This window comes from Oricola indica (assembly GCF_019966595.1).
Lineage (GTDB): Bacteria > Pseudomonadota > Alphaproteobacteria > Rhizobiales > Rhizobiaceae > Oricola > Oricola indica.
This window is the reverse complement of sequence record NZ_JAINFJ010000001.1, coordinates 318,061-343,566: the sequence shown is the minus strand read 5'-3', so window position 1 is coordinate 343,566 and position 25,506 is coordinate 318,061. Positions and strand designations below refer to the sequence as shown.

The following is a 25,506-nucleotide window of genomic DNA, read 5'->3' as shown; positions in this document are numbered from 1 at the left end:
TCGTTAGCTGTCGGCCAACATCGCTTGTCAGTCGGCGTTGCTGCATTGATCCAGGTCAAGGCGGCTGGACACGAACCGTAGACATAACCAAGGTGCGAAAAGGGGGTCGGACGGCCGGGACAGCCGTAACTGACCAATACGCATGTCCGAAGGGGGTCTTACCCATGAATAATAGCTTAGCGACCGCGCTGGTAGGGCTGGGAGCTTTCCTCGCCTTGCTCGGCGCGGCATTCGCCCAGGATGCGGCGTTCCAAACGCATGCCTGGGTCGTGTTTTTCGTTCTCGCCATCGCGACGATCGTGATGTTGCGGAACATGAAGTTTTCTGCGGCTGCTGCCGCTCCGGTCGATACGTCCGGCTACATGGACGGGGTGATCCGCTACGGCACGGTCATCACGCTGTTCTGGGGCATCGTGGGCTTTCTGGTCGGCGTCGTCGTGGCCTCGCAGCTGGCCTGGCCGGAGCTCAATATCGAGCCTTGGTTCAATTTCGGTCGGATGCGTCCGCTGCACACATCGGCGGTCATCTTCGCCTTTGGCGGTAACGCGCTGATCGCAACCTCCTTCTATGTCGTCCAGCGGACCACGCGCGCACGCCTGTTCGGCGGCGGTCTCGCCTGGTTCGTCTTCTGGGGATACCAGCTGTTCATCGTGATGGCGGCTACCGGCTATCTTCTCGGCATCACCGAAGGGCGCGAATACGCGGAGCCGGAATGGTACGTCGATCTCTGGCTCACCGTGGTCTGGGTCGCTTATCTGATCGTGTTCATGGGGACGATCTTCAAGCGCAAGGAGCCGCATATCTATGTGGCGAACTGGTTCTATCTCGCCTTCATCGTGACGATCGCGATGCTGCACATCGTCAACAACCTGTCGATGCCGGTCTCGCTTCTGGGCGCCAAGAGCTACTCCGCCTTCTCGGGCGTTCAGGACGCCTTGACGCAGTGGTGGTACGGCCACAACGCGGTGGGCTTCTTCCTGACTGCTGGCTTCCTCGGAATGATGTATTATTTCGTGCCGAAGCAGGCAGGCCGTCCGGTCTACTCCTACCGTCTGTCGATCATCCACTTCTGGGCGCTGATCTTCCTCTACATCTGGGCCGGTCCGCACCACCTGCACTACACGGCTCTGCCGGACTGGGCGCAGACGCTCGGCATGGTGTTCTCGATCATGCTGTGGATGCCCTCCTGGGGCGGCATGATCAACGGCCTGATGACGCTTTCGGGCGCATGGGACAAGCTGCGTACGGACCCGATCCTGCGCATGCTGGTGATCTCGGTCGCCTTCTACGGCATGTCGACCTTCGAGGGGCCGATGATGTCGATCAAGGCGGTCAACTCGCTGAGCCACTACACGGACTGGACCATCGGTCACGTGCATTCCGGTGCGCTCGGCTGGGTCGGCATGATCTCGTTCGGCGCGATCTACTACCTCACGCCGAAACTCTGGAACCGTCAGCGCCTCTACAGCCTGCGGCTCGTCAACTGGCACTTCTGGCTCGCTACCCTCGGCATCGTCGTCTACGCGGCCGTCATGTGGGTGTCGGGCATCATGCAGGGCCTGATGTGGCGCGAGTACGACGATCAGGGCTACTTGGTCTACTCCTTCGCCGAGTCCATCGCGGCCATGCATCCGTACTACGTGCTGCGCATGGTTGGCGGCCTGCTGTACCTCACGGGTGCGCTGGTGATGGCTTTCAACATCTACAAGACCATCCGCGGCGATGTCCGGTCCGAGGTGCCCATGGGCGCCGAGCAGCCGGAAGCGCTGGCACCGGCGGAATAAGGAGCTGAGAAAATGGGTCTTATTGATAAACACCAAATACTCGAAAAGAACGTCTCGCTCCTGTTCGTCGCCTCCTTCGCGGTGGTGACGGTCGGCGGGATCGTCGAGATCGCCCCGCTCTTCTACCTCGAGAACACAATCGAGAAAGTGGAGGGGATGCGGCCCTACTCGCCGCTCGAACTGGCCGGCCGGAACATCTATGTGCGCGAGGGTTGCTACCTCTGCCACAGCCAGATGATCCGCCCGTTCCGCGACGAGGTCGAGCGCTACGGCCATTACAGCCTCGCGGCGGAGTCGATGTTCGACCACCCGTTCCAGTGGGGTTCCAAGCGAACCGGGCCTGATCTGGCCCGGGTCGGCGGGCGCTACTCCAACGAGTGGCATGTCGAGCACCTTATCCACCCGCAGTCGGTGGTGCCGGAATCGGTCATGCCCTCCTACGAGTTCCTCGCCAACACGGAACTCAAGATCGAGAACGTGTCCGGTCACCTGATCGCCAACCGTCGTGTCGGAGTGCCTTATTCCGACGAGATGGTGGAGAACGCCGAGGCCGATCTGATGGCGCAGGCCGATCCCGATGCGGATTGGTCGGGCGTCGAGGAGCGGTATCCGAAGGCCGTGCTCGGCGATTTCGACGGCGACCCGACGACGCTGACGGAGATGGACGCCCTTGTGGCCTATCTGCAGATGCTCGGCACGCTGGTCGACTTCTCGGTCTATGAACCCGAAGAAAACTTCCGGTAGGGGGCGAAAATGGAACTCGACTATCACTCCATGCGCGCTTTCGCCGACAGTTGGGGCTTGGTCTACATGTTCGCGATCTTCCTCGCGGTCGTCGTGTGGATCATGCGTCCAGGTGCAAGAAAATCCAGTGAAGATGCGGCCCGCATCCCCTTCAAGGAGGACTGATCAATGGCCGACAAAAAGGAAATCGATGAAGTCTCCGGCGTCGAGACCACGGGTCACGAGTGGGACGGAATCAAGGAACTGAACAATCCTCTGCCTCGGTGGTGGCTGTGGACCTTCTACGCCACGATCATCTGGACGATCGGCTACACCATCGCCTATCCGGCGTGGCCGGGCATCACCGGCGCGACGGCCGGCGTGCTCGGCTGGTCGAGCCGCGCCGACCTGCATCAGGACGTTGCCGCCGCCAAGGCCTCCCAGGCGGTCTACCTGGACAAGCTCGCCGCGACCGACATCGCGGAAGTCAGCGCGGATCCTGACCTCGTGCAGTTCGCCACGGCCGGCGGTGCATCGACCTTCAAGGTCTATTGCGAGCAGTGCCACGGCTCCGGCGCGCAGGGCGGTCCGGGTTATCCGAACCTCAATGACGATGCCTGGATCTGGGGCGGCACCATCGACGACATCTACACAACGCTGATGCATGGTGTGCGTTACGAGGCTGACGAGGACACGCGCATCTCCGAGATGCCGGCCTTCGGGCGCGACGAACTGCTGGAGCGTGACGCGATCGTCGATGTCGCCTGGTATGTCCGCAAGCTCTCCGGGCAGGACTACGAGGAGGCCAATGCCGAGCGTGGTCAGGTCGTCTTCGAGGAAAACTGCGGCTTCTGCCATGGCGAGCAGGGCGAGGGCATGGCCGAGGTCGGTGCTCCGAGCCTGTCGGATGCGATCTGGCTCTATGGCGGCACCCATGCCGACATCGTTGCCCAGGTTACCAATCCGCGCCAAGGCGTTATGCCGGCCTGGGGCGACCGTCTCGGCGAGACCACGGTCAAGCAACTGGCGGTCTTCGTACACGGACTCGGCGGCGGCCAGTAAGGCCGTTCACGACTGCAAGACATGCCCTGCGGCCAAAAGCTGCAGGGCATATGCATTTTTTAGAGCGGTTCTCATCTATCCTTGATGCAGGTCAAGGAAGTTCGGCAAGCGGAAACGGCATTGTCGGCCATCCATTTGGAAAAGAACCATGAACGAACATACCGCCGTGCCTGAAACATCCGACAAGAACGCCACGGTCGAACGCCTCGACGTCGAGGCTGTTAATGTTGGCGCGAAGCAGAAGGCGCAGCCGCTTTATGCCGCGCGCAAGCAGATTTTCCCGAAGCGCGCGGAAGGCAATTTCCGCAAGCTGAAGTGGATCATCATGCTGATCACGCTCGGCATCTATTATGTCACTCCCTGGATCCGTTGGGACCGCGGCGAACATGCGCCGGACCAGGCGATCCTGATCGACATGGCGAATCGCCGCTTCTACGCCTTCTTCGTCGAAATCTGGCCGCAGGAATTCTTCTATGTCGCGGGCCTTCTTGTCATGGCGGGCGTCGGTCTTTTCCTCGTGACCTCCATCGTCGGGCGCGCCTGGTGCGGCTACACCTGCCCGCAGACGGTCTGGACCGATCTCTTCGTCGCGGTGGAACGCTTCTGGCAGGGCGACCGCAACGCGCGCATGCGCCTCGCCAATGCGCCCTGGTCGTTCGAGAAGGTGCGCAAGATCGTCGCCACCCACGCGACATTCATCGTCATCTCGGTCGCGACGGGCGGCGCATGGATCTTCTATTTCGCCGACGCTCCGACGCTCCTGCGTGATTTCGTGACCTTCCAGGCGCCGTTCGTCGCCTATTCGACCGTGGCCGTGCTGACCGGGACGACTTATGTTTTCGGCGGGCTGATGCGCGAGCAGGTCTGCATCTACATGTGCCCGTGGCCGCGCATCCAGGCGGCCATGCTCGACGAGGATTCGCTCGTCGTCACCTACAATGACTGGCGCGGCGAACCGCGTTCGCGCCATGCCAAGAAGGCGGCCGCCGAGGGCAAGGTTGTCGGCGATTGCGTCGACTGCAACGCCTGCGTCGCTGTCTGCCCGATGGGCATCGATATCCGCGATGGCCAGCAGCTGGAATGCATCACCTGTGCGCTGTGCATCGACGCCTGCGACAACATCATGGACAAGACAGGCCGCGAGCGGGGGTTGATCTCCTATGCGACGCTGCACGAATACAACCACAACATGGCCATCGCCACCGATCCGGAAACCGGCGCGATCGACCCGTCACGGGTGCGCGACGCGGACGGCAAGTTCGACGACCGGGTCCGTCACTTCAACTGGAAGATCATCTTCCGCGTCCGTTCGCTGATCTACATCGGGGCCTGGGCGTTGATCGGCGTCGTCATGCTCTATGCGCTGCTCAGCCGCGACCGGCTGGAAGTCAACGTGCAGCACGACCGCAATCCGGTCTTCGTGACGCTCTCCGACGGCTCGATCCGCAACGGCTTCACGGTCAAGCTGCTGAATATGATACCCGAGCCCCGCGTGATCTTCCTGTCGCTCGAAGGGCTGCCGGGTGCTACGATGAGCATCAACGGACTCGACCAGCCGGATGGCGTTTCCTACGCGATCCCGGTCGAACCGGACAAGCTCCGTTCGCTGCGTGTCTTCGTCTCGCAGCCGACGCAGTTTGTCACGGAAGGCCAGACCGGCTTCCACTTCATCGCCGAGGACAAGCAGTCCTTCGAGTCGGACACCTATGACGCTGTTTTCGAGGCCCCTGAAGAATGACCACGATCGAGAGAATCCTCGGGCTTAAACATTTCACGGGCTGGCACATGCTTGGCGTGCTGTTCCTGTTCTTCGGCACCATCATCAGCGTCAATCTCACGCTGGCCTATTACGCCAATTCCAGCTGGACCGGTCTCGTCGTCAAGAACTCCTATGTGGAGAGCCAGCGTTTCAACGACGTGACGGCGGAAAAGCGGCGCCAGGCGGCGCTCGGCTGGTCCGCCAGTACATCGTATGAGAACGGCGTCTTTTCGCTCGATCTGACCGACGACGAGGGCATCGCGATCCGTGACGCGGTTGTCACGGCGCTGATTGGGCATCCCGTGCAGGACCGCAACGACAAGACAGTGACGCTGCTTGCCGAGGGCGGTGCGCGCTATGCGGGTGATGTCATGCTCGATTCCGGCATCTGGAACGTGGATCTCTCGGTGACCGGACCGAAGGGCGAGGTATGGACCCACTCGATCCGGTTCCTCGTCAAGGAGTAGCAAACGATGGCGGGAAGCTGTTGCGGCGGAGATCTCGGAGTCGACAATGCGATGTGCTCCGCAGGCATCCGCGATTTCAACCGTGTCGAGGAGTTGCAGCGCGCCGGTCACGCGGAAGACGACGGCACGGTCCGCTATGTCCTCTCGGTGCCCGACATCCATTGCGGTGCCTGCATCTCGGCGATCGAACGCGGGCTGAACGGGCTCGAGGGTATCGTTTCGGCGCGGGTCAACCTGTCGCTGCGCCGCGTCACCGTCATTCTCGACGGGCCTGACCGTTCGCCCGATTTCGTCCTCGCGCGGCTCGACCAGCTTGGCTATGCGGCGACGCCGGTCGATCTCGGCGATCTCGGGAATTCCGATGAACGGCGCAAGGCTGACCGCCTTTTGAAATCACTCGCCGTCGCGGGATTTGCCGCCGGCAACATCATGCTACTCTCGGTCTCGGTCTGGTCCGGCGCATCGGGCGCGACGCGGGACCTGTTCCACCTGGTTTCCGGCCTGATCGCCATTCCGGTCGTCGCCTATTCAGGGCAGGTGTTTTTTGCTTCGGCTTACAGGGCGCTTGCCGCGCGTCGCCTCAACATGGACGTGCCGATCTCGCTCGCGGTGATCCTGGCTCTCGCCATGAGCGTCTATGAAAGCGTGACGGGTGGCGCGGAAGCCTATTTCGACGCGGCGGTAACGCTGTTGTTCTTCCTGCTGATCGGCCGCTATCTCGATCAGCTGATGCGCGATCACGCGCGCTCCGCCGTTCTTGGTCTGTCGCGGATGACCGCGCGAGGCGGGTCCGTGGTCGGAGCGGGAGGCACGCTCACCTATGTGCCGGTCGACGAGATCGAACCGGGCATGGTTCTGCGCGTAGCCCCGGGTGAGCGGATCCCCGCCGACGGCCGCATCGTCAAGGGCGCGAGCGACCTCGACAGGTCGCTGGTCACCGGCGAAAGTGCGCCGGTTTCCGTCGCGCTCAACACCGATGTCGAGGCCGGCACCTTGAACCTGACGGGGCCGATCGACATCACGGTCACCCGCAAGGCGGACGAATCCTTCATCGCCGAAGTCATGCAGATGATGGAGGCGGCAGAGAACGGACGCGGGCGCTATGTGCGCATCGCCGACCGCGCGGCGCGGATCTACGCGCCGGCGGTGCATCTTCTCGCGCTGTTCGCTTTCCTCGGCTGGATGATCGCCACCAAAGGCGACTGGCACGCTTCGCTCTACACGGCGATCTCGGTGCTGATCATCACCTGTCCTTGCGCGCTCGGCCTTGCCGTGCCGGTTGTCCACGTCATCGGGGCGGCGCGCCTGTTCCGGCAGGGCATACTGATGAAGGACGGCTCCGCGCTGGAACGCCTCGCGGAGGCGGATACCGCCGTCTTCGACAAGACGGGCACGCTGACCACCGGCACACCGCGCATCGCCGAGGCGGGGATTGCGGAGGCCGACATATCGGCCGCGAAGGCGCTGGCGCTTCATTCTATCCACCCGGCGTCGCGCGCCATCGCCGCATATTTCGGTGATGAGCCGGCTGCCGATTTGTCCGAGATCAAGGAAGTTCCGGGCTTCGGCGTGCAGGGTGTTCTGGACGGCACCGTGGTGCGGCTCGGCCGCGCCGACTGGGTCGGAGAAATCGCGAATACGGCGGGGGACGCCGTAACCGGAAGCGGGTTGGCCTTTGCACGCGAAGGCGGGGCCGCTTCCGGCTTTACGCTGTCCGAAGCGTTGCGCGAGGGCACACCCGAAGCAGTCTACGCGCTTGGCGAGCAGGGCATGGGTATCGAGCTACTTTCCGGCGACAGCGTTGCGGCGGTGCGCGAGATCGCCGGTCGTGTCGGGATCGAGGCGTTCCGCGCCCATGCGACACCGGCGGCCAAGATCGCCCGCATCAAGGCGCTGCAGTCCGAGGGCCACCGCGTGATGATGGTTGGCGACGGGCTGAACGACGCGCCCGCGCTGGCGGCGGGCCATGTTTCCATGGCGCCTGCCTCGGCGTCCGATATCGGCCGCATGGCCGCCGATTTCGTCTTCACCCGCGACACGATGATGTCGGTTCCCTTCGCCCGCGAGATTTCCATCAAGGCCGGCAAGCTGGTGCGGCAGAATTTCGGCCTTGCGGTGCTGTACAACATCATCGCGGTGCCGCTCGCCGTTTCCGGCTTCGTCACGCCGTTGATCGCGGCGCTGGCAATGTCCGGCTCCTCCATCGTGGTGGTGACGAACTCGATGCGCCTGGCGCGCGGCGGCAGCCTGCTGCCGACCTTCAAGCGGTCAAAAGAGACCGCCGATGAGAGCAGGGAGGCGCTGGCATGAATGTCCTGATCTATCTCATCCCGCTTGCGCTTGCGCTCGGAGCGCTCGGTCTCGGCGCCTTTCTCTGGTCCATGAAAACCGGCCAGTATCAGGACCTCGACGGTGCGGCGGAGCGCATTCTGGACGAGGAAGGCGACGAAAAGCCGCTTTGACCGTTCGCCGGTTGCCCTAACGTCATTAAGATGATGGCATTCGACATCAATCTTCGCGGGCAAAGCCTGGTTGAACGGGATCCGGAATGAAAGCGATCGTGCATCATCGATATGGCGGGCCGGATGAGCTTGCGCTTGCCGATATCCCCGTTCCCGAACCGGGAAAGGGTGAGGTGCGGGTGCGGGTGCTCGCCTGCGCGGTCAATCTGTCTGACTGGGAATATCTGACCGGCTCGCCGTTCTATGCCCGCATGGTGGGCGGCTTGCGGCGACCGAAGCGATCGGTGCTGGGCTCGGATATCGTCGGGGTGATCGACCGGCTTGGTCCGGGCGTCACCGGTTTCGAGCCGGGGCAGCGGATCATGGGCGATTTCGTCATGACGCGCGGCGGTTTCGCGGAATATGCCTGCGTGTCCGCCGACCACATGATCGAAGCACCCGACGATCTGTCCGACGAGGTCGCGGCCTGCTTGCCGCAGGCGGGCGGCATCGCGGTCTGGGGTACTCGCGATCTGGCGGCTGGCGCGAATGTCCTGATCAATGGTGCGGGTGGCGGCTCGGGCACTATGGCGCTGCAACTGGCGAAGGCCGCTGGCGCGTGGGTCACCGCGGTCGACAACAAGGGCAAGATCGGCTGGCTGTCGTCGCTCGGCGCGGATGCGGTGATCGACTTTCGGGAGACGGACTTCACGGAGACCGGCGAGCGATGGGACCGGGTCCTCGACATGGTCGCCACGCGCGGCCCGGCCCGGATCGCGCGGGCGCTCGCTCCGGGCGGCAGCTATCGGGCCGTCGGCGGGGAGGTGGGCGTGTTGCTGTCGCTGCTTTCTGCGAATCCGCTCTATCGATTGAGGGACAAGTCCCTCGGTATGTTGCTCGTTCCGTCCGGCCGTGACCTGACAGCCCGCGTGGCGCGGATGGCCGTGGAGGGAAGGATTGTGCCCCATCTGGAGGATGTGCTGCCGCTTTCCGCCGTACCGGACGCACTGCGGCGGACCGGAGCGGGCGAAGTCCGAGGAAAGCTGGTAATCCTGCCGTAGCGCCTCGATTGCGCGCTATGGCTTTCGCTGCCGCGCCTTCAATCTCTCGCGGTGCAACGTATAGATGCCGGACGCCATGATGATGGCGGCACCGAGCAGGGTCCAGCCGTCCGGCAGCTGCGAAAAGATCAGCCAGCTCAGCCCCGTGCTCCAGATGATCATCGTGTATTGCAGCGGCGCGAGGGTCGCCGCCTCGGCGAGTTCGAGCGCGCGAATGATAAGGACCTCGCCGGTTCCCGCGGTACACGCGAGAAGGACAATCAGGAACACCTGCTGGAAGCTCGTGGGCGTCTGCCAGATGAAGAGCATCGGTATGGTCAGCAAAGCGACGCTGCTGATCGCGGTGTAGATGATGGTCGTGACGGTCTGGTCCACGGGACCGAGAAGGCGTGACATGATCTGGCGCGCAGCGAACAGGCAGGCCGCGCCGAGGACCACGAAGATCGCGGGATGAAACAGGCCGAGCCCCGGCCGGATCACGATCAGCGTTCCGATGAAGCCTATCGTCACCGCGGTCCAGCGCCGGATTCCGACCGTTTCGCGCAGCACGACGGCTGCAAGGATCGTGACGGCGAACGGCGCAATGAAGCTCACCGCGACCGCGTCGGTCAGGGGAACGTAGCTGACCGCGAAGATGAAGCCGGTTGCGGACAATGCGGCGGCCGAGCCGCGCAGGACCTGCAGCACCGGACGTCTGGTGCGGAGAACCGGCAGGCCGCGCCTTGCCAGAAACCACAATGCGACGCTCAACAATCCGAACTGGCGGAACCACGCGATCTGGAATGCCGAAAAGTCCTCGGTCAGGTACTTCGCCGTCGCGTCCGTGAGTGAGAAAAACAGGAAGCCGAGCGCCATCAGCCCGATCCCGAGCAGGGTATTGCTGGATTGCGGCGGTTCGGCTGTCGCGACGGGCACGTTGGGGTGGGTCATGCAAGTCCGGCTTATCCCTTTCCGCTTTGAAACGCCATCGGTGGGGCCGATTTCGGGATCCGCTCTCGACAGCGGCAGGCCGGCCCCCTAGACGGGCGGAATTCTTCAGGTCGCCGGGAGACGAGAATGAGCCAGTCCACGATCAGCGAACCCGCCCGTGAAACGCCGGTGGTGCATCGCACCGACGTGCTTGTCGTCGGGTCCGGCCCGGGCGGGCTGGCTGCCGCGCTGGCCGCGGCGCGTTGCGGGGTCGAGGTGACACTGCTGGAAAGGTTCGGCTGTTTCGGCGGCAACATCACCGTGGTTGGAGTGGAAGGGTTCGCCTGGTATCGCCATGAGAAAACCGTCGAGGCCGGCGGGATCGGATGGGAATTCGAGGAGCGGGCTAAGGCAATGGGCGCGGCGGTACCGGAAAGCCAGTCGCTCTCCTACGAACTCGACAGCGAGGGCTTCAAACTCGTCGCAGACGCTCTGGTCGAGGAAGCGGGTATACACCCGATGCTCCACCGCCAGTTCGTTGCGCCGATCATGGAGGACGATGCGATCGTCGGCGTCATCGTCGAGTCGAAGGCCGGCCGCGAGGCCATCCTCGCCAAACGCGTCATCGATGCGACGGGCGATGCCGATGTCGCCCACCGCGCAGGCGCGCCGACCTTCAAGACCCCTGTCGAGGAAATGCAGGCAGCGAGCGTGATGTTCCATGTCGCGGGCGTCGACAAGGCCGCGTTCATGGCGGGCGTGAAGGCCGACCCGCAGACCTATGCCGACTGGTCGACGGGCGAATGGCAGGTCGAGACCGACGGCAAGGAGGACGAGATGTATTCGCCCTTCCTCGGCAAGCCCTTTGCACAGGCGATCCGCGACGGCATCATCCCGGCGCATCTCAACACGATTGGCGGCACCTGGGGTGCGGTCCACGATCACGGCGAGATGACCTACATGAACCTTGTCCATCTGGCCGGTTGCGACGGAACGGACCCTGCGTCGATGACCCGTTTCGAGATCGAGGGCCGGAAGCAGGCGATGCACGCCATCAAGGCGCTGCGGCACTACACGCCAGGCTGCGAGGGCATTCGGCTGCGCAATTTCGGCATGTCCATCGGCATCCGCGACACCCGCAAGATCGATGCGCATTACAACATGACGGAGGCGGATGCGCGCGGCGAGGGCCGCTTCGACGATACGATCGGCATCTATCCGGAATTCATCGACGGCTACGGCGTCCTGATCCTGCCGACGACGGGCCGCTACATGCACATTCCCTACCGCTCGATGCTGCCGAAGGGCGTGAAAAACCTGATCGTCGCCGGCCGCGCCATCGGCGGCGACCGCATTGCGCATGCGGCGACGCGCAACATGGCATGCTGCGCCGTGGCCGGGCAGGGCGGCGGGGTTGCAGCGGCATGGTCAGTGAAGAATAGCAAGGATTTCGCGGACGTCGATCTCGGCCAGGTGCAGAAGATGCTTGAGCAGCAGGGCGTTCGGATCTCGTAGTCCCTGTCGTCGCGGTCTCTTGCTGTCGCTGCCATCCGTTGCTTCGGAGGAGGCACGGCATGCTGGTGGCAATCCATCCTCTTGCAGATACGACACGATATGCCGATCGGCTCGAAGGCCTCGTGGCAATTGAGGGATTCACCCCATGGCGGTGCCGAAGTGGCATCCGCATAGTCCGCCGCGTATCAAGCGAGGACCCTTCACCATGCAAATCAGACATATCAGACGCACTACCATCATCGCCATGATCGGCGCTTTCGCGCTTGCCGGATGCACCGTGACCGTGCCGGAAAACGGTGGCTATCCGCCTCCGGGCGGCGGTCCGTCGCCGTCGCCGGGCCCTGCGCCCGCTCCGCAGCCTTCAGGGCCGAGCATCCTGCTGCAGGCGTCGTCCTTCTACAGCGGGCGCGACGGTAGCGGGAAGAACATCCGGGCTTTCGTGGCGCGCTCGGGCGAGATCATTCGCGTCGATTCCAAGACCGGTCGCAACTTCTCGCAGAACTATCGCTACACAAGCGGCAACACCTACAGGTCCGGAGGATATTCTGTGACGGTCACATCGTCGCGCAGCTTCGTCTGGAACGGGCCGTTCGGTAACGTGACGATGAATGACTAAGACCCGATTTGCCTCTATGCCCGCCGGACCGAGTGTTCCGGCGGGCTTCTCAAACCAGGAGGCGGCACCATCCCGGCTACCTAACGACGCGTGTACGATGCCCCTGATTTGATCGCTTCGAAGAAGTGCCGCACATTAAACGTCGATAAGACCGTCACGTATGGCGCGAACCAACAGGGTGGCCGTGGAATGTACGTCGAGTTTGCGCATCAGGTTCGTGCGATGGTTGTCGACCGTTTTCGGGCTTATGCCGAGGCGCTCCGCGATGCCTTTGTTGGAAAGGCCCCGCGCAATGCACTGCAATACCTCGATCTCACGGCCGGTAAGCCTTTCGCGCGCCTGGTGCTCGTCGATGTAGCGGCTCGCGTCCGCGCTGACGAAATTGCGGCCGGCCACGATATCGCGCAGGCCGGCGATCAGTTCCCCGACGGGGCCGGTCTTGAGAAAGATGCCCGCGGCGCCTGCATCGACGAGTTGGCGCAACGCGTTGGCGGCAGGGCTTCCGGTTACAATGGCGACCTTGGTTCGCGGGCTCCAGCGGCGCGCCTCGATCAGAACTTCGAGCCCGGAGGCGCCGGGCATGACCAGATCCAGCAGGGCGCAATCGGGCGACAGGCGCTTGATCAACGAGATCGCCTCGATCCCGTTGGCGGCAATGCCAACGACCTCGTAACCGTGCATGGATTCGATCACCGAACGGGTGCCGTCGACGGTCAGTGCATGATCGTCGGCAATGACAATTTTCGTCGAAATACGGCGTCTCCCCCGAAACGTGGTGAGCGCCGGTTCGCGGTGCTCGTGGCCGTTCTTTTCGCATGTCTGGGTGTGCTGTGCCAGCCATCGGGCGCGCACGCGCAGGACCGGACCCTTGTTCTCGACGGTCCCGTCGATGCCGACACCGTCGCCCGGAGCATCGATCTGCTGCTCGACGAAGACCATACGCTGCACGTCGGCGATGCTGCGGGCGCCCGGGCCAGCGACTTCAGGCCGATTACCACCCGTGTGGCCGATCTCGGTTATTCCGACGCTGTCGTATGGCTACGCCTGAGGCTCGAAAACGCAACTGAAACGACCACTGACTGGCGTCTCTATTTCAAGGAGAACTTCAAGCAAATTTTCCACGTCTACATCCTTGGCGCGGACGGAGTGCCGATCCATGCCCTGGCGCAGGACATCGACTCGCCGTTTACGACGCGTCCGATCGCCTATCCGGAAGTCGTCGTGCCGATGATGCTCGCGCCCGGGAACAGGGCAACGGTCTATGTCCGCTTCTGGACCGAGGGCTCGACCAACTTGCCTCTGGCGATTGAGACGGCTTCCAGCTTTAACGAGATATCGACACGCAACGCCGCCAAGCAGTTCATCTTCTACGGCATGATGATCATCCTGATTGTCGCGGCGTTGATGGCCTGGGCGGTCCTCGGTCACCCGATCTTTCCGGCCTATATCGCTTACGCTGGCGCGACGCTGCTTTATCTCATGCACTCCGACGGCGTGGCCTTCCAGTACCTGTGGCCGGACTTTCCTGCCTTCAACAGCTACGCGTCGGTCGTCACCGGCGGCTCCTACGCGGTGTTTGGGGCTGTCTTTGCCCGCATCTTCCTGAATACGCCCAAGTACCATCCGATTGTCGACAAGCTTCTTATTACGGTCATCGTGGTAACCGCGACCATGATGGCGGGCGGTCTCTTCGGCGATCCGCGTTTCATCAAGAAGTCTCTCATCCTGGTGGTATTGTTCGCGGTCGGGCTGTTCTGCGTCGCGGCGTTGCTTGCCGCGCGCCATCGTTTCAAACAGGTCCGGTTTTACGTCTTCGCCTGGCTGGGCGCGACGATTTCCGCGGCGCTGATGATGGCTCGGCACTGGTTCGGCGTCGAAGTCTCGCAGGAGTTCCAGTACGACAGCATGCGCGTCGTCATGCTCTTCGACGCGGTCATGTTGGGGCTCGCGATCGTGGACCGCTTCAACCAACTGCGCCAGGAGCGCCAGAAAGCACTTCGCCTGAGCTTGGAACAGGCTGAGCGCAATCTCGACATGAACACGCGCCTCCGCAATCTGGAGGCGCGCTACGAACTGGCGCTTGAAACCTCCAGCAAGCATCAACGCCTCATGGAGAATACGGTCCACGATATTCGCCAGCCGCTCCGCGCATTGCGGCTGGCGGTGCAGGGTATCATGAACGACAGAAAACAGATGTCGGGGACATCCTACAGCGACGTCTATGACAGTTTCGACTATCTGGAGTCGCTGGTCGCCGGTCATCTTGAGGATCAGGGATCAGACGGTCCCGAGGAAACCGTTGCCGACATGAAGCTCGGCGAAATCCTGGGCAGCGTCTACGAGATGTTTCTCCCGGACGCGAAGGCCAAGGGTTTGTTGTTCCAGTACGTTCCGACCAGCGTCGCGGTGCGGATCCAGCCGCTGGCCATCATGCGCATCTTCTCCAACCTGGTGTCGAACAGTATCAAGTACACGCCGTCGGGAAAGGTGCTTCTGGGCGTGCGCCGCCGTGGCGACACCGTGCGGATCGAACTCCACGATACTGGCCCGGGCCTGACGCCGGAGGAATTCGAAACGGCCTGCGGACGAGGGGCGCGGCTCGCTTCCGCGCTGACTGTCAGTGACGGAGAGGGATATGGGCTGGCGATCGTGGTCGAACTTGCGCGGCGTCACGGCTACGCGCTCGAACTCTTGAACCGGACCGGGTCGGGGACATCGGTCGGTCTCACTATTCCGCTGGCGGCCGGCGAAGGGGAGATGCCCTACTCGAACCCGTAAGGCACCGTGTCGCGCGCCTGTTCGTCCACCGTCAGCTTGTGCTTGAGCGGCGGGACAGCGCGCTGGTGGCAGTTGTGGCGCTCGCAGATGCGGCACGAAATGCCGATCGGCTCGAATGCCTCATCGCGGACGATGTCGAGATCGTCGGCATAGACCAGTTCGGAGGCATGGCGCACCTCGCAGCCGAGAGCCAGCGCGTAGCGTTGCACCGGGGCGCGATAGCCGCCGCCGGGCTTCGTCACCGTCGTCGCGAGGCACAAATAGCGAATCCCGTCAGGGGTTTCCGCCAATTGCCTGATGATCCGGTTCGGCGTCTCGAAAGCCGAATGCACGTTCCAGAGCGGACAGGCCGAGCCGAAACGCGCGAATTGCAGCTTGGTCGCCGAATGGCGTTTGGTGATGTTTCCGGCCTGGTCGACGCGGGCGAAGAAGAAGGGCACGCCCTTCAGCCCCGGCCTTTGCAGCGTCGACAGGCGATGCGCCACCTGCTCGAGCGACGCGCCGAAGCGTTCCGCCAGCAATTCGAGGTCGTGGCGCAGTTCCCGTGCGGCTTCCATAAAGGCGGCATAGGGCAGAACCGCCGCGCCGGCGAAATAGTTGGCGAGCCCGATCCGGCAGATCGCCCCGGCATCGGCGGAGCGGAAATCGGCCTTGCGCACAATCTCGTCGATGGCGTCGGAATGGGCGATCAGCGCCATCTGGTGCGCGATCTGGAAGCCTTGCGTCGCGTTCGACGAGCGCGGGTTGAGCGATAGCACGCGCGCCTGCGCGTCGTAGCGCCTCAGCCCGCCGGTTCGCGCCGCGTCGCCGCCGATGACCACGCGCACGCCGTGTTCGCGCTCGATATGCTCCGCCAGGGCGCGTGCCGAGATCGCACCGCGCAGTTGGCCGGCCAGGTCTTCCGCCGCACGGTCGAGCCAGTCGACGTAATTGTCCAGGTAGTGGAAGAAGTCCCGCACCTCCTCATAGGGCGTCGGGTCGGACTGCGCGCCTGTGCGTTCCAGCGTGTCGTCCAGTTCCGCCAGCCGCTCGCCGGCGCGCCGCAGCGCCTGGTGCATCGACAGGAAGGCATGCGCGACAGATGGCGCGTTCTGCACCACCAGCTTCAGGTCGGGCGAGGGCGGCGGCTCTCCCGAGAACATCGGGTCGGCGAGGGCTTCGGCGAGATCGGCCAGAAGCCTGTCGTCCTCATTGCCCGACAGGTCCTTGATATCGACGGCGAAAACGTCGGCCAATGCCAGCAGAACCGGCGCGGTGACGTGGCGCTGGTTGTTTTCCAGCTGGTTGAGATAGGAGGTCGAGATGCCAAGCTGCGCGGCGAAGGCCTGTTGCGTCAGCCCGTGGCCCTGTCGGATGGTGCGGATCTTGCGACCGGCGAATACCTTGCGTGCGCGCATGTTTGCAATTTCGCAGTTTGCTATTTGATTTTTTACTAAATCCACTTGCTTGCTTTTTCAACCCTAGCCCGACAGGCTGTTTTCAGCCTAATCGGTGCCATTCGGAGGACACTTCATGCAGGATATTCTGGAACAGCTCGAGCAGCATCGCGCCGCAGCGCGTCTCGGCGGCGGGCAACGGCGCATCGACGCCCAGCATGCCAAGGGCAAGCTGACGGCGCGCGAGCGGCTGGATGTGCTGCTCGACGAGGGTTCTTTCGAGGAATACGACACCTACAAGACCCATCGCTGCACCGATTTCGGCATGGCCGAACAAAAGATCTCGGGCGATGGCGTCGTGACCGGCTGGGGCACGATCAACGGCCGGCCCTGCTACGTCTTCAGCCAGGATTTCACCGTCTTCGGCGGCTCGCTGTCGGAGACCCATGCCGAGAAGATCTGCAAGGTGATGGACCTCGCCATACAGAACGGCGTGCCGATCATCGGGCTCAATGACAGCGGCGGTGCGCGTATCCAGGAAGGTGTCGCCTCGCTGGGCGGCTATGCCGAGGTGTTCTGGCGCAACGCGCAGGCCTCAGGCGTCATTCCGCAGATTTCCGTCATCATGGGGCCGTGCGCGGGCGGCGCGGTCTATTCGCCGGCGATGACCGACTTCATCTTCATGGTGAAGGACACGAGCTACATGTTCGTCACCGGTCCTGACGTGGTGAAGACCGTCACCAACGAGATCGTCACGGCGGAGGAACTGGGCGGCGCATCGACCCATTCACGGAAATCGTCGGTCGCCGACGGGGCCTACGAGAACGATGTGGAGGCGCTTCTGGAAGTGCGCCGCATGTTCGACTTCCTGCCGTCCTCCAACCGCGAGACGCCGCCGCTGATCCCGACCGCCGATCCGGGCGACCGCATCGAGACGGCGCTCGACACGCTTGTGCCGGACAACGCCAACAAACCCTACGACATGCACGAGGTTGTCACGCGCGTCGCCGATGAAGGCTCGTTCTTCGAGATCCAGAAGGACCATGCGGGCAATATCCTCTGCGGTTTCATCCGGCTGAACGGCTCGACTGTCGGCGTCGTCGCCAACCAGCCGATGGTGCTGGCAGGCTGCCTCGACATCGACGCATCCAAGAAGGCTGGCCGCTTCGTGCGGTTCTGCGACGCCTTCAACATCCCGATCCTCACCTTTGTCGATGTGCCGGGCTTCCTGCCGGGCGTCGCACAGGAGTATGGCGGCATCATCAAGCACGGTGCGAAGCTCCTCTTCGCCTACGCCCAGGCGACCGTGCCGAAGGTGACCGTCATCACCCGCAAGGCCTATGGCGGCGCCTATGACGTGATGGCTTCCAAGCATATTCGCGCCGACGTCAACTATGCCTGGCCGACCGCGCAGATCGCGGTGATGGGCGCCAAGGGCGCGACCGAGATCCTCTACCGTTCCGAACTCGGCGACCCGGACAAGATCGCCGCGCGCACGAAGGAATATGAGGATCGCTTCGCCAATCCCTTCGTCGCCGCCGAGCGCGGCTTCATCGACGAGGTCATCATGCCCCACTCAACACGGCGGCGCGTGGCGAAGGCCTTCGAGATGCTGAAGGGCAAGCAGGTGACCGCGCCGGTCAAGAAGCACGACAACATTCCGTTGTGAGGGAAGGGGCGTGGCGAGAGACTCTCATATTCACGCCGCAGATGGCCTCGCCACAAGTGGGGCGCGGAAGTCTGAACGATGTGTGCAGTCTTTTAGTCAGGCTGAGAGGGACCATATGGAAAGGTGCGATATTCTTCGCATCGTTCCAATTTTCAAACTCAAGAAAGCACTGGTCTCATGAGTGACGACAACAAATTCCCGCCCGAGAACAATTTTCCCGCCGGCTACGTTCCGCCGAAGGTTTGGGAAGACACCTCGTCCGGCGGCGCGTTCGCTTCGATCAACAAGCCGACCGCAGGCGCGCAGTTCGAGCGGGAGCTTCCGGTCGGCAAGCATCCGCACCAGCTCTACTCGCTGGCCACGCCGAACGGTGTCAAGGTCGGCATCATGCTGGAGGAACTGCTCGCCGCCGGCCATTCCGACGCCGAGTACGATGCCTGGCTGATCAAGATCAACGAGGGCGACCAGTTCGGTTCGGGCTTCGTCGATATCAACCCGAACTCCAAGATCCCGGCCATGATGGACCACGCGCCGAAGGGTGGCGGTGAGCCCGTGCGGCTGTTCGAGTCCGGCTCGATCCTGTTCTACCTGGCGGAAAAATTCGGCGCGTTCCTGCCGACCGATGTTCGCAAGCGCGCCGAGACGATGAACTGGGCGTTCTGGCAGATGGGCGCGGCGCCTTATCTCGGCGGCGGCTTCGGCCATTTCTATGCCTATGCGCCGATGAAGATTAAGTATGCGATCGACCGTTTCTCCATGGAGGTGAAGCGCCAGCTCGACGTGCTCGACAAGCAGTTGGCGAACAACGAGTTCATCGCTGGCGACGAGTACACGATCGCCGATATTCTGATCTTCCCCTGGTACGGCAGGCTGGTCGAGGGCGGGGCCTACGAGTCCGGCGAATTCCTGCAGGTCCACTCCTACGAGAATGTTGTGCGGTGGATGAAGATGATCGATGCGCGTCCAGCCGTGAAGCGGGGCAAGATGGTCAACAAGGCGATGGGCGACAAGGCGACGCAACTGCACGAACGCCATGACGCGTCGGATTTCGAGACGAAGACGCAGGACAAGCTGGAGGTCGCGGAGTGACGAGCGTTAGCCGCAGCTGGGCGAGGGGGGCTGATCCGGCGCTGGCCCCTCATCCGATCCTTCGGGCCACCTTCTCCCCGCAGGCGGGGAGAAGGAAGAAAGGGAGCCTGGTCTGATGCCCAAGCTCCCCAACATGACGAAGCATCGCGGATTTCCCTCCGGCCTGCCGGGCACCGGCTATCAGTTCACCATCCGGCGGGCCAATCCGAAGGGCGTGACGCCGATCGTGCGCCGCGAGCGCAAGCGAGACGCCCTTCCGATCGAAAAGCTGGCCGATACCGCCTTCCTGCATTCGCTGTGGCACCAGTTCGGCAGCGAACCCTTCGAGCGCGGCAATCTCGACGCCGGGCGACTGTCGCTGCTGTTTGGCCGCGAGGTCGTGCCGGCCGAAAAACCTTTCGATCCAGCCTCTTATGAAGCGCTGCTGCAAATCGACGAAGACGTGGCCCGGGCGAATTTCCCCGAGGCTTTCGCGGATGTGCTGGAGGTGTGAGCGTGCTCGAGTCCAGCAATCCGGCCATGCAGGTTTATGCGATCAGCGCGTCGCTTGCCGTGCTGAAGCTCATGGGGCAGGGCTGGATGACTGTCTATCGCATGATGAAGAGCAATTCGGGCCTGGCCAGCCCCGAGGACCTAAGGCCCGGCCCGCTCAACAGGGCGCCCCGTCCGGAACAGCTCGATATCGATGATTACGTCGACCGCTCGCGGCGCATGCATCGCAACGATCTCGAGAATATTCCGGCATTTCTGGCAATCGGTCTCCTGTTCGCGCTGACGGAGCCGCCACTGCTTCTGGCGCAAATACTGATGTACGGTTTCGTTCTGGCGCGGGCATGCCATGCCGCCGCCTACGCGACCAAACAATCCCACGAGGTCAGGGCGACGTTCTACACGCTCGGTTCTCTCGCGGTCATATACATGGCGGTCCATGTGCTTGTCGTCGTCGTAGCCGGATACGGCTTCGGCTGACGATCCGGCGGAAATACCAATCGAATGGGTGGATAAAAGTGTTTTCCAAGATCCTTGTTGCCAACCGTGGCGAGATCGCCTGCCGTGTCTTCAAGACGGCCAAGCGTCTCGGCATCGCCACCGTCGCCGTTCATTCCGAAGCGGACGCCAACGCGCTGCATGTCGAGATGGCGGACGAGAAGGTCTTTATTGGCCCGCCTGCGGCAAGCCAGAGCTACCTCGTGATCGACAAGATCATCGCGGCCTGCAAGGAAACGGGCGCGGATGCGGTGCATCCTGGTTACGGGTTTCTGTCCGAACGTGCGGAATTCGCCGAGCGGCTGAAGGCCGAGGGCATCACCTTCATCGGGCCCCCGGTGGGCGCGATCGAGGCGATGGGCGACAAGATCACCTCGAAGAAGATCGCGGACGAGGCGGGTGTGTCCACCGTGCCCGGCTATATGGGGCTGATCGACGACGCTGAGCATGCCGTGAAGATCGCGTCGGAGATCGGCTATCCCGTCATGATCAAGGCGTCGGCCGGCGGCGGCGGCAAGGGCATGCGCATCGCCTGGAACGACGCCGAGGCGCGAGAGGGCTTCGACCGCTCGAAATCGGAGGCCGCGTCCTCCTTCGGCGACGACCGGATCTTCATCGAGAAATTCGTCACCGAGCCGCGCCATATCGAAATCCAGGTGTTGGCCGACTCGCACGGCAACGCGGTCTATCTCGGCGAGCGGGAATGCTCGATCCAGCGCCGCAACCAGAAGGTCATCGAGGAAGCGCCGTCGCCATTTCTCGACGCTGAAACCCGCATGGCCATGGGCGAGCAGGCCGTCGCGCTGGCCAAGGCTGTCGGCTATGCGTCGGCGGGCACGGTTGAGTTCATCGTCGACAAGGACCGCAACTTCTACTTCCTCGAGATGAACACCCGCCTGCAGGTGGAGCATCCCGTTACCGAGTTGATCACCGGCGTCGATCTCGTCGAGCAGATGATCCGTGTCGCCGCGGGCGAACGCCTCTCGATCACTCAGGACGATATCAAGCTGAAGGGCTGGGCGATCGAGAGCCGGCTCTATGCAGAGGATCCGTATCGCAACTTCCTGCCGTCGATCGGCCGGCTGACGCGCTATCGCCCGCCCGTCGAGGGCACCCGCTTCGACGGAGTGATCGTGCGCAACGATACCGGCGTCTATGAGGGCGGCGAGATCTCGATGTTCTACGACCCGATGATCGCAAAGCTGTGCACATGGGCACCGTCGCGCGACGAGGCGGTGGAGGCGATGGCGGAATCGCTGGACGCCTTCGAGGTCGAGGGCATCGGTCACAACCTGCCGTTCCTTTCGGCGGTGATGGACCATCCGCGATTCCGTGAGGGCGCGATCACCACGGCCTTCATCGCGGAGGAGTATCCGGACGGATTTTCCGGCGCGGCGCTGTCCGCCGACAATCTGCGTCTCGTCGCCTCCACAGCCGTCATGGCGCAGTGGATCGCCGACCGGCGTGCGTCCTTCATCACCGGACGCATGGAGAAGGGGGCGAAATACGGGCCGTCGGAAACGCCCTTCGTGGTGCGCGCGGGGGAGGAAGAATTCGAGATCGCGGTCGACAACGAGGCCACACGCGGCTTCTACGACGAGGAAAGCCTCACGGCCCCGCCGAACGGAGAGTGGGGCACGCCGGTCTGGCTGTCCTTCGCCGACGAGAGCGAGGCGCGCGCCTACCAGATCGCCTGGCGGCCGGGTGACCGCGTGGCGACGATTTTCGCCGAGACCGACCAGGAAGGCCATTGGCGCGAGATCGCGGCGATGAAGATCGGCCAGGTCGCCGGCGGGTTCCGTGTGCGCTATCGCGGCGCGGATTTGAAGGTCTCCGTCCTGCCGCCGCATGTGGCGAAGCTCGCTGCGATGATGCCGGAAAAGCAGGCGCCCGACACGTCCAACCTGCTGCTCTGCCCGATGCCGGGCCTCGTCGTCGCGATCAATGTCGCGGAAGGCGAGGAAGTGCAGGAAGGCCAGACACTCGCCATCATCGAGGCGATGAAGATGGAAAACGTGCTGCGCGCGGAGAAAGCCGGCAAGGTGGCGAAGATTCCCGTCGAGGTCGGTGCCTCGCTGGCGGTCGATGCGGTGATCATGGAGTTTGAGAGATGAGCAGGACAAAACGCGATTGGCTGGATCTCGCCTCGAAGGAACTCAAGGGCCGCGACCCGTCCGAATTGGACTGGAATACGCCGGAGGGCATCACCGTCCATCCGCTCTACACGGCGGAGGACGTGCCGGAGGGCGCTGCTGATGAGTTACCCGGCTTCGCGCCGTTCACACGCGGTGTGAAGGGCACCATGTATGCCGGACGGCCGTGGACGATCCGGCAATATGCGGGCTTCTCGACTGCGGAAGAGTCCAACGCCTTCTACCGGCGTAACCTCGCCGCCGGCCAGAAGGGCCTCTCCGTCGCCTTCGACCTCGCGACCCACCGCGGTTACGACTCGGACCATCCGCGCGTTTCCGGCGATGTCGGCAAGGCGGGCGTTGCGATCGACAGTGTCGAGGACATGAAGATCCTGTTCGAGGGCATCCCGTTGGCCGAAATGTCGGTCTCGATGACCATGAACGGCGCGATCATTCCGGTGCTCGCCATGTTCATCGTCGCCGGCGAGGAGCAGGGCGTCGACAAGGCGCAGCTCACAGGCACGGTCCAGAACGACATCCTCAAGGAGTTCATGGTCCGCAATACCTATATCTACCCGCCCGAACCGTCGATGCGCATCGTCGCGGACATCATCGACTACACGGCGCGCGAGATGCCGAAGTTCAACTCCATTTCGATCAGCGGCTACCACATGCAGGAGGCCGGGGCGACGCTGGCGCAGGAGCTTGCCTATACCCTGGCCGACGGCATGGAATATGTCCGCGCCGCCACCTCGCGCGGCCTCGATGTCGACGCGTTTGCCGGCCGGTTGTCCTTCTTCTTCGGCATCGGCATGAACTTCTTCATGGAGGCCTCCAAGCTGCGCGCCGCGCGCCAGCTCTGGGCGAAGATCATGACGGATTTCGGCGCGAAGTCCGACCGCTCCAAGATGCTGCGCACCCATTGCCAGACTTCGGGCGTCTCGCTCACCGAGCAGGATCCCTACAACAACATCGTGCGCACCGCCTATGAGGCGCTTGCCGCGATCCTCGGCGGCACGCAGTCGCTGCACACCAATTCCTTCGACGAGGCGATGGCACTGCCGACGGATTTCTCCGCCCGCATTGCACGTAACACGCAGCTGATCCTCGAACACGAGACCGGCGTCGCCAATGTCGTCGATCCGCTCGGCGGGTCCTATTATGTCGAGGCGCTGACGAAGGACCTCGCCGACAAGGCCTGGGAACTGATTCAGGAGGTCGAGGCGCATGGCGGCATGACCAAGGCCGTTGAGGAGGGGCTGCCAAAGCTGCGCATCGAGGAGGCCGCCGCGCGGCGCCAGGCACGCGTCGACAAGGGCGAAGAGGTAATCGTCGGCGTCAACCGCTTCCGCCCCGCCGATCCGGACAAGGTCGATATTCTCGCCATCGACATCACCAAGGTTCGCGCCTCGCAGATCGCCAAGCTGAAGAAGGTGCGCGAGACGCGCAACCAGAGCGCCGCCGAGAGCGCCCTGCAAAACCTTCAGGCCGTCGCCGCGTCAGGCAAGGGCAATCTGCTGGAGGCAGCTGTGGAGGCCGCGCGCGCCCGCGCGACGCTGGGCGAGATTTCCGACGCGATGGAGAGCGCCTTCGCACGCTTCCACGCCACGACCCGCGTCATTTCCGGCGTCTATGGCGAGGCCTATCGCGGCGATACCGAATACGAGGCCATCCAGGCGCGCCTCGCCGAGGTGGCGAAGACGATGGGCCGAAAGCCGCATATCCTCGTCGCCAAGATGGGCCAGGACGGCCATGACCGCGGCGCCAAGGTCATCGCCACGGCCTTTGCCGACATGGGCTTCACGGTCGATCTGTCGGACATGTTCGAGACGCCGGAGGAGGTAGCCGAGAAGGCCAAGGCCATGGGCGTCGACGTCGTCGGTGTCTCCTCTCTCGCCGCCGGCCACCTGACGCTGGTGCCGGAACTGATCGACCGCCTGAAGGCCATTGATGCCGGCGACATCAAGGTCGTCTGCGGCGGCGTCATCCCGGAACAGGACTATGCGGAGCTAAGGGCTGCCGGCGTGGCGGAGATCTTCGGCCCCGGATCGAACGTGCTGGAAGCGGCGAATGCGGTGCTGGCGCAGGTGGAGGGGCTGAGGCGGAACAGGTAGGCGCGCGGTTCCCCTTCGGCGTGATCAGCCAACGTCGCTGCAGGCCGCGATGGCCTGCGCCTGTGTCGCGCCCAGCGCGAGCTGCTGGCGGAAACAGGTAAGCCGGGCCTCCGCATTGTTGGAGTTGCTGCACAACCGGGCTGCGTCGTCGACCGTCCAGTTGGCTGAACCGTCGAGATTACTGGGGAACCGGCCACTCACCACGAAATGCATGCAGATCGCGGGTTCCGTCGATTGCCCGTTCCTGCCGCAGACGCGGCCGACGGTCTCGTCGCGATAGGAACGCGCCGTATTGTTGGCGAACTGGTTGGGCCCCTTGAGTACGTTGGCGCAGACGTCGCTTGCGCCTGGGCGCACCGAGGCGGTTTCGGATGCTTGACGGTACCGGTTGCAGGTTTCGACAAAGTCCGCGATGTCCTGCCTGTCCGATTGTATGGAGGCCGACAGATCGAAGCCGCCGCCCCACCTGGCCGCGTCCACGGTCGGCTTGAACCGGGTCGTGGGGGAGATCAGTTCCGCGAAAAAGTCGGAACGGGTGTTGAGCATGAAGCGGTAGCGGGCGCGGTTTTCGCCCGCGTCATAGGATGCGTCCCGGTCATAAGTGCCCATGACCGAAAGGGCGCTATCGCGCCTTGCCTTGACAAACAGTTCCTCTCGCGGCTGGGCATTGGCCCGCACGTCGAGGCGGAGCAGGACTGTCACCTCCGGCTCCGGTGCGTCCCGATTGCACCGCGCGGTCATCAGGACGACACTCGTGCCCTCCGGCGAATTCAGGAAGCTCCGCACATGCCGGACCGAAAGCAGCGCGTGGGTGCCGTCCGTGGTGAATGCCCAGACATTGCCGGAGCTGCTGGCGCTTGCCTGCTTCAGGGCGCCGCTCCACAGGGCCGTGAACGTAAGGCACAGGGCGATGAGCCCGCGCTTGAGGCGGATTCTGGTCGTCATGCGGATCTCCGGGATCGTGATTTTCGCAGCCGTAGCCGCGGGCTGGACAGCAACGGGCCGCGACGGCGAGCGTCGCGGC

22 protein-coding genes and 1 pseudogene are annotated in these 25,506 nt (G+C 63.4%); 19 read left to right on the top strand and 4 right to left on the bottom strand.

Features of this window, described 5'->3' with window-relative positions:
* The first annotated feature begins 164 nt into the window (after window positions 1-164).
* The 9 genes from ccoN to LC343_RS01590 all read left to right on the top strand — a co-directional run bounded on the left by ccoN (window position 165) and on the right by LC343_RS01590 (window position 9,297).
* Window positions 165-1,784: a cytochrome-c oxidase, cbb3-type subunit I gene (gene ccoN, locus LC343_RS01630; protein ID WP_223475342.1), complete on the top strand. Its 1,620-nt coding sequence runs from the start codon at window positions 165-167 to the stop codon at window positions 1,782-1,784.
* Between the two features lie 12 nt (window positions 1,785-1,796).
* On the top strand, window positions 1,797-2,528 hold the full coding sequence (gene ccoO, locus LC343_RS01625; protein WP_223475341.1) for a cytochrome-c oxidase, cbb3-type subunit II: 732 nt from the start codon (window positions 1,797-1,799) through the stop codon (window positions 2,526-2,528).
* Between the two features lie 9 nt (window positions 2,529-2,537).
* Window positions 2,538-2,693 carry a cbb3-type cytochrome c oxidase subunit 3 gene (locus tag LC343_RS01620; RefSeq protein ID WP_223475340.1) on the top strand — a complete coding sequence of 52 codons (156 nt, stop codon included), beginning with the start codon at window positions 2,538-2,540 and terminating at the stop codon, window positions 2,691-2,693.
* Window positions 2,694-2,696: 3 nt separating this feature from the next.
* Window positions 2,697-3,569, top strand: a complete 873-nt coding sequence (gene ccoP, locus LC343_RS01615) for a cytochrome-c oxidase, cbb3-type subunit III (protein ID WP_223475339.1) — start codon at window positions 2,697-2,699, stop codon at window positions 3,567-3,569.
* Window positions 3,570-3,717: 148 nt separating this feature from the next.
* On the top strand, window positions 3,718-5,307 hold the full coding sequence (gene ccoG, locus LC343_RS01610) for a cytochrome c oxidase accessory protein CcoG (protein ID WP_223475338.1): 1,590 nt from the start codon (window positions 3,718-3,720) through the stop codon (window positions 5,305-5,307).
* Window positions 5,304-5,795, top strand: coding sequence for a FixH family protein (locus LC343_RS01605; RefSeq protein ID WP_223475337.1), 492 nt, complete (start codon window positions 5,304-5,306; stop codon window positions 5,793-5,795). The genes ccoG and LC343_RS01605 overlap by 4 nt, the downstream gene beginning before the upstream one ends.
* Window positions 5,796-5,801: 6 nt before the next feature.
* The gene (locus tag LC343_RS01600) at window positions 5,802-8,105 is read left to right on the top strand and encodes a heavy metal translocating P-type ATPase (RefSeq protein ID WP_223475336.1); all 2,304 of its coding nucleotides are present in this window, start codon (window positions 5,802-5,804) and stop codon (window positions 8,103-8,105) included.
* Entirely contained in the window at window positions 8,102-8,257 is a 156-nt protein-coding gene (gene ccoS / locus LC343_RS01595; RefSeq protein WP_223475335.1) for a cbb3-type cytochrome oxidase assembly protein CcoS, read from the top strand. Before LC343_RS01600 ends, ccoS begins: the two co-directional genes overlap by 4 nt.
* A gap of 86 nt (window positions 8,258-8,343) precedes the next feature.
* Window positions 8,344-9,297 carry an NAD(P)-dependent alcohol dehydrogenase gene (locus LC343_RS01590; protein ID WP_223475334.1) on the top strand — a complete coding sequence of 318 codons (954 nt, stop codon included), beginning with the start codon at window positions 8,344-8,346 and terminating at the stop codon, window positions 9,295-9,297.
* A gap of 15 nt (window positions 9,298-9,312) precedes the next feature.
* On the opposite strand, the gene LC343_RS01585 is transcribed toward LC343_RS01590, so the two are convergent.
* Window positions 9,313-10,227 (bottom strand): DMT family transporter, encoded by a 915-nt coding sequence (locus LC343_RS01585; RefSeq protein ID WP_223475333.1) that lies wholly within the window; start codon window positions 10,225-10,227, stop codon window positions 9,313-9,315.
* A gap of 126 nt (window positions 10,228-10,353) precedes the next feature.
* Here LC343_RS01585 and LC343_RS01580 point away from each other — a divergent pair, with 126 nt between their 5' ends.
* Both LC343_RS01580 and LC343_RS01570 read left to right on the top strand, forming a co-directional pair.
* Entirely contained in the window at window positions 10,354-11,721 is a 1,368-nt protein-coding gene (locus LC343_RS01580) for an FAD-dependent oxidoreductase (RefSeq protein WP_223475332.1), read from the top strand.
* Between the two features lie 205 nt (window positions 11,722-11,926).
* Window positions 11,927-12,337: a hypothetical protein gene (locus LC343_RS01570; protein ID WP_223475331.1), complete on the top strand. Its 411-nt coding sequence runs from the start codon at window positions 11,927-11,929 to the stop codon at window positions 12,335-12,337.
* Between the two features lie 135 nt (window positions 12,338-12,472).
* Here LC343_RS01570 and LC343_RS01565 read toward each other — a convergent pair whose 3' ends face one another.
* Window positions 12,473-13,276 (bottom strand): LuxR C-terminal-related transcriptional regulator, encoded by an 804-nt coding sequence (locus tag LC343_RS01565; RefSeq protein WP_223476090.1) that lies wholly within the window; start codon window positions 13,274-13,276, stop codon window positions 12,473-12,475.
* Between LC343_RS01565 and LC343_RS01560 the strand changes: the two genes are divergently transcribed.
* Window positions 13,163-15,115, top strand: a complete 1,953-nt coding sequence (locus LC343_RS01560) for a sensor histidine kinase (RefSeq protein WP_223475330.1) — start codon at window positions 13,163-13,165, stop codon at window positions 15,113-15,115. The genes LC343_RS01565 and LC343_RS01560 overlap by 114 nt on opposite strands.
* Here LC343_RS01560 and LC343_RS01555 read toward each other — a convergent pair.
* Window positions 15,100-16,512 (bottom strand): helix-turn-helix domain-containing protein, encoded by a 1,413-nt coding sequence (locus LC343_RS01555; RefSeq protein WP_223475329.1) that lies wholly within the window; start codon window positions 16,510-16,512, stop codon window positions 15,100-15,102. The genes LC343_RS01560 and LC343_RS01555 overlap by 16 nt on opposite strands.
* A 115-nt stretch (window positions 16,513-16,627) precedes the next feature.
* Here LC343_RS01555 and LC343_RS01550 point away from each other — a divergent pair, with 115 nt between their 5' ends.
* The 7 genes and pseudogenes from LC343_RS01550 (at window position 16,628) to scpA (ending at window position 24,482) form a co-directional block, all read left to right on the top strand.
* A complete protein-coding gene (locus tag LC343_RS01550) occupies window positions 16,628-18,160 on the top strand; it encodes an acyl-CoA carboxylase subunit beta (RefSeq protein ID WP_223475328.1) in 1,533 nt (510 codons plus the stop codon).
* Between the two features lie 177 nt (window positions 18,161-18,337).
* Window positions 18,338-19,249, top strand: coding sequence for a glutathione-dependent disulfide-bond oxidoreductase (gene yghU, locus LC343_RS01545; protein WP_223475327.1), 912 nt, complete (start codon window positions 18,338-18,340; stop codon window positions 19,247-19,249).
* Window positions 19,250-19,364: 115 nt separating this feature from the next.
* Entirely contained in the window at window positions 19,365-19,742 is a 378-nt protein-coding gene (locus tag LC343_RS01540) for a hypothetical protein (protein ID WP_223475326.1), read from the top strand.
* A 2-nt stretch (window positions 19,743-19,744) separates the two neighbouring features.
* Window positions 19,745-20,218 (top strand): MAPEG family protein, encoded by a 474-nt coding sequence (locus tag LC343_RS01535; protein ID WP_223475325.1) that lies wholly within the window; start codon window positions 19,745-19,747, stop codon window positions 20,216-20,218.
* Between the two features lie 38 nt (window positions 20,219-20,256).
* Window positions 20,257-21,726: pseudogene (locus LC343_RS01530) on the top strand (acetyl-CoA carboxylase biotin carboxylase subunit); the annotation flags it as partial.
* Window positions 21,712-22,350, top strand: a complete 639-nt coding sequence (locus tag LC343_RS25285) for a DUF2118 domain-containing protein (RefSeq protein WP_428982504.1) — start codon at window positions 21,712-21,714, stop codon at window positions 22,348-22,350. The pseudogene LC343_RS01530 and the gene LC343_RS25285, both read left to right, overlap by 15 nt.
* Window positions 22,347-24,482, top strand: coding sequence for a methylmalonyl-CoA mutase (gene scpA, locus LC343_RS01525; protein ID WP_223475323.1), 2,136 nt, complete (start codon window positions 22,347-22,349; stop codon window positions 24,480-24,482). Before LC343_RS25285 ends, scpA begins: the two co-directional genes overlap by 4 nt.
* Window positions 24,483-24,506: 24 nt before the next feature.
* Here scpA and LC343_RS01520 read toward each other — a convergent pair whose 3' ends face one another.
* Window positions 24,507-25,427, bottom strand: coding sequence for a hypothetical protein (locus tag LC343_RS01520; RefSeq protein ID WP_223475322.1), 921 nt, complete (start codon window positions 25,425-25,427; stop codon window positions 24,507-24,509).
* Window positions 25,428-25,506: the final 79 nt, after the last annotated feature.